Origin of the sequence: Myroides oncorhynchi (assembly GCF_020905415.1) — a bacterium.
In the GTDB taxonomy this organism is placed as follows: domain Bacteria; phylum Bacteroidota; class Bacteroidia; order Flavobacteriales; family Flavobacteriaceae; genus Flavobacterium; species Flavobacterium oncorhynchi_A.
Map to the genome: position 1 here is coordinate 229,298 of NZ_JAJJMP010000001.1, position 16,163 is coordinate 245,460.

At 32.8% G+C, this 16,163-nt stretch carries 6 protein-coding genes; all 6 read right to left on the bottom strand.

Annotated elements, in window-relative coordinates; translation table 11 throughout:
• Positions 1-7: 7 nt before the first annotated feature.
• Positions 8-8,248, bottom strand: a complete 8,241-nt coding sequence (locus tag LNQ81_RS00870) for a hypothetical protein (protein WP_229944273.1) — start codon at positions 8,246-8,248, stop codon at positions 8-10.
• A 203-nt stretch (positions 8,249-8,451) separates the two neighbouring features.
• Complete coding sequence (locus LNQ81_RS00875; protein ID WP_229944274.1) at positions 8,452-9,633, bottom strand: helix-turn-helix domain-containing protein; 1,182 nt, start codon at positions 9,631-9,633, stop codon at positions 8,452-8,454.
• A 164-nt stretch (positions 9,634-9,797) separates the two neighbouring features.
• Complete coding sequence (locus tag LNQ81_RS00880) at positions 9,798-10,823, bottom strand: AraC family transcriptional regulator (RefSeq protein WP_229944275.1); 1,026 nt, start codon at positions 10,821-10,823, stop codon at positions 9,798-9,800.
• 1,076 nt (positions 10,824-11,899) lie between these two features.
• Positions 11,900-13,870 carry an OmpA family protein gene (locus LNQ81_RS00885; protein ID WP_229944276.1) on the bottom strand — a complete coding sequence of 657 codons (1,971 nt, stop codon included), beginning with the start codon at positions 13,868-13,870 and terminating at the stop codon, positions 11,900-11,902.
• Positions 13,871-13,896: 26 nt separating this feature from the next.
• Complete coding sequence (locus LNQ81_RS00890) at positions 13,897-14,841, bottom strand: PorP/SprF family type IX secretion system membrane protein (protein ID WP_229944270.1); 945 nt, start codon at positions 14,839-14,841, stop codon at positions 13,897-13,899.
• A 6-nt stretch (positions 14,842-14,847) separates the two neighbouring features.
• The gene (locus LNQ81_RS00895; RefSeq protein ID WP_229944277.1) at positions 14,848-16,161 is read right to left on the bottom strand and encodes a gliding motility-associated C-terminal domain-containing protein; all 1,314 of its coding nucleotides are present in this window, start codon (positions 16,159-16,161) and stop codon (positions 14,848-14,850) included.
• Positions 16,162-16,163: the final 2 nt, after the last annotated feature.

Below are 16,163 nucleotides of genomic sequence, written 5' to 3' on the forward strand. Positions count from 1 at the left end.
TAATTCGTTATTTGATTACAAAAACGATATTCATATAAGATGCAGGTGTAGCATTACCAATGATATCATAAGTAAGCTTACCATCTTTATCTATCTTTAGATTAGCAAATACTTTTGTGTCATAATAAGTCACATAATAATGTAATTCTCCACTATTAAATATAGCTATATCTGATGGAGCCCCTTCACTACCAACTATTCCACCTGTATAAGGCATTTTATATCCACCTGCTCCATGAGCAATATTATAATTAGCATTCCCATCTCCTATTTTTCCTCCAGTAAACTGATCTACATATTCTTTATATAAATCTCTTACTAATCCAGTTGCTTTTGCTTTTGTATCAAAAATAACTGCTGGCATATAGAAGAATTGAGGAGCTACTTTACTTTGGTTTTTCCAAGAAGGATTACCATCTGTATCAGTGACTAACACTTGATTATTACCAGCCTTAGCAATATCTTCTGGTTTAATAGTACCATTTGCAATATGCTCAGTTGTGATTTTATTATTAGCAATGTTTAATTTTACATCAGCTAATAAAGACTTAACAGCTGTAGTATCTGTAGCATTACTATCCTTTCCAATAACAATAACACCGTCTGTACTTAATGTTTTAGTATCAACTAATGAATTTGCTGTAATATCTTGATATGTTACACTTCCATCTACATTTACTGTAGCTACTTTTCCTTTATCAGATCCTTCAGCAACCAGCTTACTTGCTGTAACTCCTTTATCTGCTATCTGAATACCAGCCTCAGCTAATAACTTAGCAACACCATTTGTTCCTCCTGTAAATTCAAGTCCTCCTGATACTGATAAATTCCCCTTTGCTCCTTCTACTATAGTGATCTTCTCTACTAAGTTGTCAATAGCTCCTTGTACATTATCTGATCCCAATTGTGATTTACTATCGTCAAATCCTGTCGCAGAAGCATTAGTATCGATTGTTGTAATTACTCCTCCTTTACCATCTTTAAATGTATAAATACCTTTATCGATTGATACCGTTGTTGTATTTGCATCAATGATAACAACATCTCCTGATACTGTAGTATGAGTATAAGTACCATCGTTATTATTAACTAATGAATCACTTGTACCTGATAATTGAGTTTTTAACTCCTCTAAAGCTCCTTGTACATTTGTTGATGTGAAACCATTTGTACTATTGTCAAATGCTATTGCATCTGCATTAGTATCTATAACTACTGGTGTTCCGTTTCCATTGTCAAATGTATACGTACCATCATTGTTATTTGTTAAGTTTGCTTTATTTACTGTTCCTAATACATCTCCATCTTTTGATTTTAAAGTAATAGTTCCATTGTTGTTATCAACTAAAGTAACTCCTGCTCCTTTTCCTATCTTCTCTACTAAGTTGTCAATAGCTCCTTGTACATTATCTGATCCCAATTGTGATTTAGTATCGTCAAATCCTGTAGCAGAAGCATTAGTATCGATTGTTGTAATTACTCCTCCTTTACCATCTTTAAATGTATAAATACCTTTATCGATTGATACCGTTGTTGTATTTGCATCAATGATAACAACATCTCCTGATACTGTAGTATGAGTATAAGTACCATCGTTATTATTAACTAATGAATCGCTTGTACCTGATAATTGAGTTTTTAACTCCTCTAAAGCTCCCTGTACATTTGTTGATGTGAAACCATTTGTACTATTGTCAAATGCTATTGCATCTGCATTAGTATCTATAACTACTGGTGTTCCGTTTCCATTGTCAAATGTATACGTACCATCATTGTTATTTGTTAAGTTTGCTTTATTTACTGTTCCTAATACATCTCCATCTTTTGATTTTAAAGTAATAGTTCCATTGTTGTTATCAACTAAAGTAACTCCTGCTCCTTTTCCTATCTTCTCTACTAAGTTGTCAATAGCTCCTTGTACATTATCTGATCCCAATTGTGATTTAGTATCGTCAAATCCTGTCGCAGAAGCATTAGTATCGATTGTTGTAATTACTCCTCCTTTACCATCTTTAAATGTATAAATACCTTTATCGATTGATACCGTTGTTGTATTTGCATCAATGATAACAACATCTCCTGATACTGTAGTATGAGTATAAGTACCATCGTTATTATTAACTAATGAATCACTTGTACCTGATAATTGAGTTTTTAACTCCTCTAAAGCTCCTTGTACATTTGTTGATGTGAAACCATTTGTACTATTGTCAAATGCTATTGCATCTGCATTAGTATCTATAACTACTGGTGTTCCGTTTCCATTGTCAAATGTATACGTACCATCATTGTTATTTGTTAAGTTTGCTTTATTTACTGTTCCTAATACATCTCCATCTTTTGATTTTAAAGTAATAGTTCCATTGTTGTTATCAACTAAAGTAACTCCTGCTCCTTTTCCTATCTTCTCTACTAAGTTGTCAATAGCTCCTTGTACATTATCTGATCCCAATTGTGATTTACTATCGTCAAACCCTGTAGCAGAAGCATTAGTATCGATTGTTGTAATTACTCCTCCTTTACCATCTTTAAATGTATAAATACCTTTATCGATTGATACCGTTGTTGTATTTGCATCAATGATAACAACATCTCCTGATACTGTAGTATGAGTATAAGTACCATCGTTATTATTAACTAATGAATCACTTGTACCTGATAATTGAGTTTTTAACTCCTCTAAAGCTCCTTGTACATTTGTTGATGTGAAACCGTTTGTACTATTGTCAAATGCTATTGCATCTGCATTAGTATCTATAACTACTGGTGTTCCGTTTCCATTGTCAAATGTATACGTACCATCATTGTTATTTGTTAAGTTTGCTTTATTTACTGTTCCTAATACATCTCCATCTTTTGATTTTAAAGTAATAGTTCCATTGTTGTTATCAACTAAAGTAACTCCTGCTCCTTTTCCTATCTTCTCTACTAAGTTGTCAATAGCTCCTTGTACATTATCTGATCCCAATTGTGATTTACTATCGTCAAACCCTGTAGCAGAAGCATTAGTATCGATCGTTGTAATCACTCCTCCTTTACCATCTTTAAATGTATAAATACCTTTATCGATTGATACCGTTGTTGTATTTGCATCAATGATAACAACATCTCCTGATACTGTAGTATGAGTATAAGTACCATCGTTATTATTAACTAATGTATCACTTGTACCCGCTAATTGAGTCTTTAACTCCTCTAAAGCTCCTTGTACATTTGTTGATGTGAAACCGTTTGTACTATTGTCAAATGCTATTGCATCTGCATTAGTATCTATAACTACTGGTGTTCCGTTTCCATTGTCAAATGTATACGTACCATCATTGTTATTTGTTAAGTTTGCTTTATTTACTGTTCCTAATACATCTCCATCTTTTGATTTTAAAGTAATAGTTCCATTGTTATTATCAACTAAAGTAACTCCTGCTCCTTTTCCTATCTTCTCTACTAAGTTGTCAATAGCTCCTTGTACATTATCTGATCCCAATTGTGATTTACTATCGTCAAACCCTGTCGCTGAAGCATTAGTATCGATCGTTGTAATCACTCCTCCTTTACCATCTTTAAATGTATAAATACCTTTATCGATTGATACCGTTGTTGTATTTGCATCAATGATAACAACATCTCCTGATACTGTAGTATGAGTATAAGTACCATCGTTATTATTAACTAATGAATCGCTTGTACCTGATAATTGAGTCTTTAACTCCTCTAAAGCCCCTTGTACATTTGTTGATGTGAAACCATTTGTACTATTGTCAAATGCTATTGCATCTGCATTAGTATCTATAACTACTGGTGTTCCGTTTCCATTGTCAAATGTATACGTACCATCATTGTTATTTGTTAAGTTTGCTTTATTTACTGTTCCTAATACATCTCCATCTTTTGATTTTAAAGTAATAGTTCCATTGTTATTATCTACTAAAGTAACTCCTGCGCCTTTACCAATCTTCTCTACTAAGTTGTCAATAGCTCCTTGTACATTATCTGATCCCAATTGTGATTTACTATCGTCAAATCCTGTAGCAGAAGCATTAGTATCGATTGTTGTAATTACTCCTCCTTTACCATCTTTAAATGTATAAATACCTTTATCGATTGATACCGTTGTTGTATTTGCATCAATGATAACAACATCTCCTGATACTGTAGTATGAGTATAAGTACCATCGTTATTATTAACTAATGTATCACTTGTACCCGCTAATTGAGTCTTTAACTCCTCTAAAGCTCCTTGTACATTTGTTGATGTGAAACCATTTGTACTATTGTCAAATGCTATTGCATCTGCATTAGTATCTATAACTACTGGTGTTCCGTTTCCATTGTCAAATGTATACGTACCATCATTGTTATTTGTTAAGTTTGCTTTATTTACTGTTCCTAATACATCTCCATCTTTTGATTTTAAAGTAATAGTTCCATTGTTGTTATCAACTAAAGTAACTCCTGCGCCTTTACCAATCTTCTCTACTAAGTTGTCAATAGCTCCTTGTACATTATCTGATCCCAATTGTGATTTACTATCGTCAAACCCTGTAGCAGAAGCATTAGTATCGATTGTTGTAATTACTCCTCCTTTACCATCTTTAAATGTATAAATACCTTTATCGATTGATACCGTTGTTGTATTTGCATCAATGATAACAACATCTCCTGATACTGTAGTATGAGTATAAGTACCATCGTTATTATTAACTAATGTATCACTTGTACCCGCTAATTGAGTTTTTAACTCCTCTAAAGCCCCTTGTACATTTGTTGATGTGAAGCCATTTGTACTATTGTCAAATGCTATTGCATCTGCATTAGTATCTATAACTACTGGTGTTCCGTTTCCATTGTCAAATGTATACGTACCATCATTGTTATTTGTTAAGTTTGCTTTATTTACTGTTCCTAATACATCTCCATCTTTTGATTTTAAAGTAATAGTTCCATTGTTATTATCAACTAAAGTAACTCCTGCTCCTTTACCAATCTTCTCTACTAAGTTGTCAATAGCTCCTTGTACATTATCTGATCCCAATTGTGATTTACTATCGTCAAACCCTGTCGCTGAAGCATTAGTATCGATCGTTGTAATCACTCCTCCTTTACCATCTTTAAATGTATAAATACCTTTATCGATTGATACCGTTGTTGTATTTGCATCAATGATAACAACATCTCCTGATACTGTAGTATGAGTATAAGTACCATCGTTATTATTAACTAATGTATCACTTGTACCCGCTAATTGAGTCTTTAACTCCTCTAAAGCTCCTTGTACATTTGTTGATGTGAAACCGTTTGTACTATTGTCAAATGCTATTGCATCTGCATTAGTATCTATAACTACTGGTGTTCCGTTTCCATTGTCAAATGTATACGTACCATCATTGTTATTTGTTAAGTTTGCTTTATTTACTGTTCCTAATACATCTCCATCTTTTGATTTTAAAGTAATAGTTCCATTGTTGTTATCAACTAAAGTAACTCCTGCTCCTTTTCCTATCTTCTCTACTAAGTTGTCAATAGCTCCTTGTACATTATCTGATCCCAATTGTGATTTACTATCGTCAAATCCTGTCGCAGAAGCATTAGTATCGATTGTTGTAATTACTCCTCCTTTACCATCTTTAAATGTATAAATACCTTTATCGATTGATACCGTTGTTGTATTTGCATCAATGATAACAACATCTCCTGATACTGTAGTATGAGTATAAGTACCATCGTTATTATTAACTAATGTATCACTTGTACCCGCTAATTGAGTCTTTAACTCCTCTAAAGCTCCTTGTACATTTGTTGATGTGAAACCGTTTGTACTATTGTCAAATGCTATTGCATCTGCATTAGTATCTATAACTACTGGTGTTCCGTTTCCATTGTCAAATGTATACGTACCATCATTGTTATTTGTTAAGTTTGCTTTATTTACTGTTCCTAATACATCTCCATCTTTTGATTTTAAAGTAATAGTTCCATTGTTGTTATCAACTAAAGTAACTCCTGCTCCTTTTCCTATCTTCTCTACTAAGTTGTCAATAGCTCCTTGTACATTATCTGATCCCAATTGTGATTTACTATCGTCAAATCCTGTCGCAGAAGCATTAGTATCGATTGTTGTAATTACTCCTCCTTTACCATCTTTAAATGTATAAATACCTTTATCGATTGATACCGTTGTTGTATTTGCATCAATGATAACAACATCTCCTGATACTGTAGTATGAGTATAAGTACCATCGTTATTATTAACTAATGAATCGCTTGTACCTGATAATTGAGTTTTTAACTCCTCTAAAGCTCCTTGTACATTTGTTGATGTGAAACCGTTTGTACTATTGTCAAATGCTATTGCATCTGCATTAGTATCTATAACTACTGGTGTTCCGTTTCCATTGTCAAATGTATACGTACCATCATTGTTATTTGTTAAGTTTGCTTTATTTACTGTTCCTAATACATCTCCATCTTTTGATTTTAAAGTAATAGTTCCATTGTTGTTATCAACTAAAGTAACTCCTGCTCCTTTTCCTATCTTCTCTACTAAGTTGTCAATAGCTCCTTGTACATTATCTGATCCCAATTGTGATTTAGTATCGTCAAATCCTGTAGCAGAAGCATTAGTATCGATTGTTGTAATTACTCCTCCTTTACCATCTTTAAATGTATAAATACCTTTATCGATTGATACCGTTGTTGTATTACTGTCAAATGACACAGTTTTACCTTTCTCATCAGTATACTCTAAAGTACCATCGCCTTTATCTACTAATGTAGTAACGGTCTCGTTCCCTTTGACAATAGTGCTAAATTTAGAGTTATCTACGTTCTCGTATTTTTGAGTAGTTTCATTCCACTCTTGAAATACTACATCGCCTTGTTTATTGTAAACAATCTTAGTGAATCCACCTTTTGTTTCAGTTACATATTTAATGTATTCATCTACATTAGTAAATATACGTCCATCAACAGTTACAGGTTGTTTAACTATAGTATCAAAATGAGTAATAAACTCTCCTGGAATATCTACAATAGTTGTAGTACCTTTTTCGTTTGTGTAAGTATAAGTACCGTCATTATTTTTAACTAAAGTTGTTACCGTTTCATTTGCTTTAACGATAGTGCTGAACTTAGAATTATCTACATTCACATATTTTTGAGTAGTTTCATTCCATTCTTGGAATATAACATCCCCTGTAGATTGATTATATACGATTTTTGTAAATCCACCTTTAGATTCTGTTAGATAAGTAATATAGTCATTTACTGTTTTGAATGTACGACCATCCACATTAACTGGACCGCTATTTACAATCTCTTCTAAATTATTCACCACCCCACCTACAACATCAATAGCATAGATACCTTTAGGTAAATTAGTAGCATCTACTGTAGTTGGTACCACACCTTTATTAGCCACTAAATACTCTTCAGCTACATAATATTGTTTTTTATTTACAGTGATAATAGCAGTCTTGCTTTCATTAGCAGTTACCACAGAGTTAATAGAAACTTCTTTTCTATCCCCTTGTTTAGTTATATAGGTAAGTTTGTCACCTTCATAATAAACATTACCACCTACGTGAGTTCCATCTAAATAATTAGTGATATGTTCTTGAACAGTTTTATTATTGATGATATCACCAAATTTTTTAATAACTGTTTCTTTTACTTTAATACGAATACCTTCACCAATGATTTTACCATTGCGATCTACTGCATTCTCGTTATAATAAATATAATCTCCACTAGCATCGTCATAAATAATAGTAGTAAGTTTATCTTTAATTTCTTGTTTTACTATCTTGTCACCATCTTTAGTGAAAGTATAAAACTTATCACCTTCATAGATAACATTTCCCTCTGTATTTTTAACAATATTTTTAATGATATTTTGAACCTTATCACCGTCTTTATTTACTATCTCTTGAAAATTATTCACTACTATTTGAGGAATATCAGCATCTGCAGTTAAACGCTTCCATACGTTTACATCCCAATAATAGTAACCAGGTGTAATGTCTCCTTGTGTTTTAGTAGCATATACTAATAAACTTTGTACATTACCATTAGTAATAGTTGATTTATCTTTGGTATCCTTTAAAGACACATTAGGAATTAATAAACCACGGTTGCTAGATTCAATTAATAATTCTGCAGATTTATTAGGCGTAGCAGTACCAATCCCTACTTGGGCATTAGCTGCAATAGTACCTAAAAAAAGTGCTACAGGGAGTAATCTTTTCTTCATAACTTGAATTTTATTTCTATTCTATATAGTTGTTATAGCTTCACACACAAACCTTAAGTATGCACATAATTAACTGCAACAAATATTCGAACAATATGAATAAAAGATGTCCTATATAATTGGAGTTTACTAAACTCTAATTAATTGAAACAAAAATAAAATGAGACTACCAATTGAAACACATATAGTTACAAATTCAAGTATTAATTAATACTTTCGTAATATGTCTTTAGGTAATCGGATGGAGCTGATCCTGTGAAATCTTTAAAATTTCGGAAAAAAGAAGCCCTAGATTTGAATGGACTAAGTGCTAAAAGATCATTTACACTTAACTTGGCTTCCTTGTGATTGTGAATATACGAAATTATATACTCAATGCGAAGTTGATTAATAAATTTATTAAAATTTGTATGATGTACCAAAGAAAAATATTGTCCTAAGTGGTGTTTTGAAATTTTAGACACTTCCGACAATTCATCTAAACTCAAATCCTGATTAAGATATAATTTACCCACTATCAGTATACTGTTCATTCTGATTCTATATTTTTCCAATAATTCTTCAGAAATACGAGATTTTACATATTTCTCTTTCTCATCATCGTAAGGAACACTTTCAAGTACATCTAGTTTTTCTGAAGTAGAACTATAATTAAACAAGACTGTAGAATTCACAAAATTAAAATCACTATTTTTCTCAGTAGAACGACATGTAGATATGTCAAATAGTTCTGCTAATTTTTTGTACACTATGGCTAAATAAAAAACCAAAGCAACAACACATAAGCAGATCAGTAACCTGTATAGTAGAATAAAAGAGAAATCTAGAAAAATAAATGACAATAGTAAAATACCTATAAAAAGTAATAGGGTATTAATAGCCATTAAATGAAGTCTTAGTGTTTCCTTAATAACAGTATCATTGATTAACAACACATAAGAACGCACTGAATAATATACAGTTAAAACTCCCTCTAATGCAAATAACACATAAAAATAACTATAAATAAATTCATCTGTTAATTTATCAGAAACAAGAGCTAGAAAAATAAAACCAGATGCAAAAAATCCTGGTAAAAGAAATTGCTTACTATAATAAACCGTTTTGTTTATTACTGTATGATGATTGCTAATATTTTCTACAAACAAATAGAAATACAATCCATAAAACAAAAAGAAAGGTGAACTATTACTTAACAGTAAACTATCTGACAATAAATAAATACCAGCCAATACTACCCCCGCATGACAACTTATAATCAACATAAGTTGTCTAAAGATACTAGGTGCTTTTTTATTGTTATAGTTCTTAAATGTTTGTCCTAATAAACCTATACTAATTGCAACAATACAAACCAAAAGGCTCGTAATTAAATACTTTGCCATAATCCATTCTTTTTTTCGACTATGCAAAATTCAATAAATTTAATTGAATTTCAGTCTCAAATAGTTGGATTTTACTAAACACCAATTAATCGACACGATTAGCAGGATTAACTAAACACCTTACTTACTTATTAAAAAACAGATAATCATAACATTAACACCTCTTATCCCAATATAGTATTAGCCTCCATATTTTGTCTTCTAAATTCAGATGGAGTCATCCCTACAAAATTTTTAAAATACTTATTAAAGGTGATTTTTGAGTTAAACCCAACTTCTTGCATGACTCCTTCTATTAAAAGGTTCTGTCTATCACACAATAATTGTTTTGCATTTTGGATTCTATACTGTGCTACAAGAGTATAAAAATTAGTTTTAAGTTCTCTATTTATTACTTCAGAAAGCTCAATTCTATTCACAAACAAAGCTTCTGATAAATCTTGTAACGAAAAATCCGCATCTAAATAAGTATCCTTTGTTTCCAAAAATTCAATAATACTTTTAGCTAGATCATTAGTCACTATTTCTAAACTCTCATTAGAACTACTATTTTCTTCAACTACATCCAACTTATCGCGATAATTAAGCTGTGTCCCCCTTTCTTTTGATAAAATAGGGTTAGCCACAACTATCTTATTCATATCACGCTTATTAGTTCCTCTATAAAACATAAGAAAATGTAACACTGTTAATACAACATAAAAAACTAATATTGAAAATAAGAAAAATTCAATAACACTATGCATCTCTAAAAGTGTCGCATTATTAATAGAAGTCAAAAACTTCAAAAAACTAACTGAAGAAAGCACAACAAAAAAGATGTGGAAATAATTGCGAGCAATTATATTACTAACCTGCCTTTGTCTCTTTATATAAGCTGCATAAAAAGAGATTGTCAAAGCAAACATACCTAAAGAAAAAACAATGTTCATACTCACAGGAGTAATATAATCGCAAAAAATAGCAATCATCAAAACAAAAAAACCAACCGGATCAAACAGTTTAGCAGTTTTTTTCTCTAAATCATTATAATTAATAATTGACACCATTACTGGTAAAAACAGTAATAGCACATCAATATTCAGATTAAAATAGAATACTATGAAATCTAAAATAAAAATAATAGTAGTTAGCAAAGTCAATAAATCAAAGCTATTACTAAAAGTGGGGACTTTCTTCTTTAATAACATATAAAACTAATTCTAATAAATAAAGTGTTCTATTAATAAGACACCTTATTCACTTCTGGTCACAAATCTATATCATATTTATAACATAATGAGAAGAAACAACTAATAATCACGCAAAAACATTAACCATTATAGTGTTTTTATCACACAAACTAAACAAAATTTGATTTTTTAAACAAACCAATTTAACACAAAAGACACTATTCAAATAAATCTTATAATTAATTCACAATTTTTTCTAAACATCACAAATACCACCTCTAATCCTTCTAAAAACAGACATAAATCGCATTATGATTACCCGCAAACAATCAATACTCACTTAATAAACACAATAGAAGCACAGCTTTTAAAACAACATACGATATTCCTTCTATTCGATTTTAATTTAATACTTAGGCTATTTTTGTAAATAAAACAACTCCAATACTTACATTATAAAAACTAAATACATCTAATTTCTTAAAACTTTACTATTGAATCTAGAATATATGATAGGCAAATAAGCGAACAGCATTTATCTACATTCTTTCTAGTCCAATTTATCAAGTTAGCTACCAAAGTCTACCTACTTACTATCAAGCTACTCTCCCTATTTAAACATTGTTCTCACTTAAGGGATAGTTCTGTATCAATAAAAGAAGTATTCCTCGACAAACAACCTCTTTTCTCCACCATTTACGGCATAGTTTCCATGAATTGTCGAGTAACTTACACGCCTACCTGATTCTTACTGGGATTAAAGCACCTTTTAAGAAAACGAAAAACAACCAAAAAAAATAATTTCTTTTTTTAAATTAATTATGATATAAAGACAAGAAAGCGGTTTTTATCAAAAAATATACTCTAGAAACTAAGTATTTACACTCATTTAAGAGGAGATATCAGAACCAAAATAAAAATACCTATACTATTTTTATAGAGTACAAAAAAAAGACGCCCTCCGTTAAGGAAAGCGTCTTTGGCTAATACTGTTGGTTTTAAATCCTACAGCAGGATCGGTCGAAAAAAAAATTGTTTTGTTGTTTTTAAACAAATTATAGTAATATTCTATAAACGCTTTATAAGTAACTATATTACAACTCAGTAACAATAAATTCACTTCGTCTGTTTAGTTGATGTTCCTCTACTGTACATGGTACACCATTGCTACATTTGTTCTGTAACTGTGTCTCACCATATCCTTGTCCTGTTACTCGACTTGCATCGATTCCCTGACTGATAATCCACGCTACTGTAGACTTAGCTCTGCGATCAGATAACTTCAAGTTGTAATCATCATTTCCTCTACTATCTGTATGCGAACGCACATCTATCTTCATCGTTGGGTATTCTTTTAATACCTCCACTACTTTCATTAATTCTATAGAAGCATCTTTGCGGATGTTTGATTTGTCAAAGTCAAAATAGATAGGGTTTAACTTAAGCTTCTTAAACAAGTCATCATCCTTAACAATTGGCTTCTCTGTTTTCTCTAGTGGAATATCTTGTTTTCTCACTCCACCTGCTATCGCATCCATCTGTACAATCACTTCTTCGGTATTATACTTCGGTGCTTCTGCCTTCAGACGGTACTTCCTATTACAATTTAAATCTTCTACTCTATAGTAGCCCTTATCATCTGTGATTAACTCTCCTACTCGTGTATAAGCATTGTTATAAATGGTCACTTTCGCATTGGCTAATACTTCCTTAGTATCCTTGTCAAACACAATACCCTCTAAAATCTGGTGACAGACTTTCTCCATAAAGAAGTAAATATCATCTCCTCCTACTGAGTTAGCTCTATTAGAACTCACAAATCCCTTGCGTGTCTTGTTATCTACATAAAATCCGAAGTCATCTGTACTACTGTTTATAGGCGTTCCCATATTAGTAACCTGTCCAATACTACCATCTACATTGATCTTCGCTACAAACACGTCTAATCCTCCTAATCCTGGATGTCCATCTGAACTGAAGAACAAGAAGTGGTCTTTAGAAATAAATGGAAAAGTCTCTCTTCCTGATGTGTTAACTTTCTTTCCTACATTTTCTACATTTCCATATTCTCCCGTTGGATAAATAGCCACTCTAAAGATATCTGACTGACCGATACTCCCTTCTCTGTCTGATGAGAAGTAAAGCCATTTATCATCTGGAGTCAACGCTGGGTGAGCTGTATTAAAGTTATCCGAATTAAACGGAAGCTCCTCTACATTTGTCCATTTCCCTTCTTCTGATAACATTGCTTTATATATCTTTAAAAGAGTTGACTTATCTTTGTTTAAACGACGTTTTCCCTTTACACTTGTATTGTTACGCGTGAAGTACATCGTCTTGCCATCTTTTGTAAACACAGCTGTTGCTTCGTTTACTTTAGTGTCTAACTCTGGGGCAAACTTAACTGGCTGTTCAAAGGTTCCGTCTGCGTTAATCTTACTGCTATACAGACTCGTAAAACTCTCATTAGTCCAATCGTGTAAACGACTACCTGACTCATGCTCTGTCTGGCGAGCTGTAGTATAGATTAATTGATCTCCGTACAGTGTTGCTCCATAATCAGAATACGCAGTATTTACTCCGATATTCTTTAATTCATAACGCTCTGAGTTGTTCTCTATCTCTTTTAGGTAGCGATCTTTGCTTGCTTCAAAAAGCTGTGCTCTAGAGTCGTTTCCTTCTAGTTTAGAGAACTCCTGCATCATTTGTTTGGACTTGTCGTAATTCTCTACAGATTTTAGCGTCTGAGCGTAGCGATAGTAATACTCTGATGGGATAGCCTCCTTGCCCTTATTGTCATACTCACCGTCAAACAACTGTTCATACCACTTATTGGCCTCTGGTAACTTTCCATTAAAGTAATACGCATCTGCTAATTTCTTTAGCATATCTGCGTTTGTGTACCCTTTGTTAGCGATGCGCTCATAAATTTTGATTGCATCGACATACGCCTGGGTTTGATATTCTTTATCCGCTTTTTTCTCTGCTACCCTCTGTGCCTGAGTATTCACTCCCGCTAAAAGTAACATACCAAATAAGCTTATTTTCAATAGCTCTTTTCTCATAATTGTGTCTTTTTCCTCTTATTCTTCTAGAAGAATCGAGGCGCATTAATCGTACTACGACGGTTAAATAGCTCAAATCTCATAAAGATCTCATGTGATCCTGAGTTGTAGTTGTGCAATTTAGTAGTATCAAAATCGTAAGCATATCCAATAAACATATTATCATTCACCTGGAAGCCTGCCAGTGCACTGACTGCTGCATCCCAACGATAAGCTGCCCCTAATGTAAATTTATCATACAACAATACATTAGCTGTCAAGTCCACTTGTAAGGGTGCTCCACTTACTGCTTTTACTAATGCTGCCGGTTTAAACAATACATTCTCACTAACATCAAACACATATCCTCCCATTAGGTAGAAGTGTGCTTTTTGACGCATCACTGTTAGATCTGTATTGCGCTCGTTATCATCGTATCTATTCTGTGTTAAGAAGTTAGGTACTGATAACCCCACATACGCTTTGTCTGAATATAAGTAAACTCCTGCTCCGATATTTGGACTAAACTTATTGTTGATATTCTCCTGTGAGTGTGGATCGGATGGATTGTGGATGTTTAATTTTGTATAATCCACATTCAGTAAATTAGCTGTACCTTTTAATCCAAAAGCTAATTTATAATCTGCGTTCAAATCAATTGCATACGATAAATCTACTGAGATATTATTCTCATCCATCGCGCCTAAACGGTCATTGGTAAAGTTTACACCTAACCCTAGTCCGCTCTCACCTAATGGTGTAGATACAGACACATTAGCTGTCTTAGGGGCTCCATCTAATCCTACCCACTGTGTGCGGTACATCCCAAATACGTTTAACGTTCCTCTACTTCCTGCATAAGCTGGGTTAACCATATTGGTGTTATACATATACTGGGTGTATTGCGGGTCTTGTTGCGCTTGCATTTGTGAGAAGCAGCCTAAGGCGATTAAGCTGATTCCGATTTTCTTGATATTTTGTTGAATATTCATATATTCTTACTTATTGCTTTCTAATTGTAGGTAACCTGATTTTTTAATCATGCGTGAACCTTTGGCATCTTTATACTCGTAGTTCACAATGTAGAAGTATGTTCCACTTGGTAGTTTTTCGTTCTTATTGATTGTCACACGACCATCTGAATACCCTCTAAATACATTTCCTGCACTATCATAATTACTTGTATTATAAACCTTAACTCCCCAACGGTTATAAACTTCCACTGTGTTATTTGGAAACTTAGTAATGTTGTCAATGATAAAGTAATCATTCTTACCATCTCCATCAGGGGTTACAAGGTTGTAAATAACAATGTCTCCATCTAGGATTAGATCTGTGTTAACTGTCGCTAACGTAAAGAATCCATACCCTCTTACACTGGTAGGTGTAGTAATTTCTTTACGGTCTACATTAACTACTCCACCTTCATCTACCCATAACTGCTGTTTGGCATCCCAACGTACAATGTGCAACTCTTTCTCTGGATTAGCTAAAAGCTCTTTAGGGGTAGTGCGCTCATCCCAACTCAGCGTTAGCATAATATCTCCTTGACTATTGTCATTACCTTTATCAATGGTCCAATACTCACGAGTATCCAGTAGATTAATCACTCCTGACTTAGTAGCACGCACCTTAAAGAAGTTCTTATCATCTAAGTTATACTTACCTTGGTAAGCATCTTTAACATTCTCAGGGGCAGTGATTCTAGCATAACGATAAAGTCCTTTGTCACCCTTAGGATATTGAAACTCATCGTTACCAATCTTCTCTACATAGCCCTCTGCGTGACTTCTATCTGTTGGTTTAATCGCTTTCGCATTATCTTGAAAGCTCAAGTTCCCTTTAGATAGTTTAGTCTTTGCATTAACCGTAGAGTCAACTTTAATGATTCCATCTTTAAAATCAACACTTCCGTATATGTCTATGTTATTTTTAAGATCAAATGCCATATCAGGTGTAGCGTTATCTAATACTACATTGTGAAAAGAAGATATACCATCTCCCGATATTAACTGACTACCGTTCTCTCCTTCGAAACGTTGAAATACAGCTTTAGCAGTTTCCTTTTTGCTTTTAACTGCATAATCACCATCGTTATTAAAATTGCGATAGTAATAAGTCGTTCCATCACTTAGTACACTTCCAGTAGCAGTATTATTAAAATCATAAGCAGTAGACATCACTCCTTTATCAGCAACACTTATCGTACTACCATGATTTACAAATACTCCTTTCTTTTCTTGCGCCATCGCTGAACATGCAGTTCCCAATAGAGCGAAGTATAAAGAGCGATTAATATATATAGTTTTCATAG

Coding starts and splice junctions, on each gene's coding strand:
- LNQ81_RS00885 (WP_229944276.1), bottom strand. CDS start 13,870: ATGAGAAAAGAGCTATTGAAAATAAGCTTATTTGGTATGTTACTTTTA.
- LNQ81_RS00890 (WP_229944270.1), bottom strand. CDS start 14,841: ATGAATATTCAACAAAATATCAAGAAAATCGGAATCAGCTTAATCGCC.
- LNQ81_RS00870 (WP_229944273.1), bottom strand. CDS start 8,248: ATGAAGAAAAGATTACTCCCTGTAGCACTTTTTTTAGGTACTATTGCA.
- LNQ81_RS00895 (WP_229944277.1), bottom strand. CDS start 16,161: ATGAAAACTATATATATTAATCGCTCTTTATACTTCGCTCTATTGGGA.
- LNQ81_RS00880 (WP_229944275.1), bottom strand. CDS start 10,823: ATGTTATTAAAGAAGAAAGTCCCCACTTTTAGTAATAGCTTTGATTTA.
- LNQ81_RS00875 (WP_229944274.1), bottom strand. CDS start 9,633: ATGGCAAAGTATTTAATTACGAGCCTTTTGGTTTGTATTGTTGCAATT.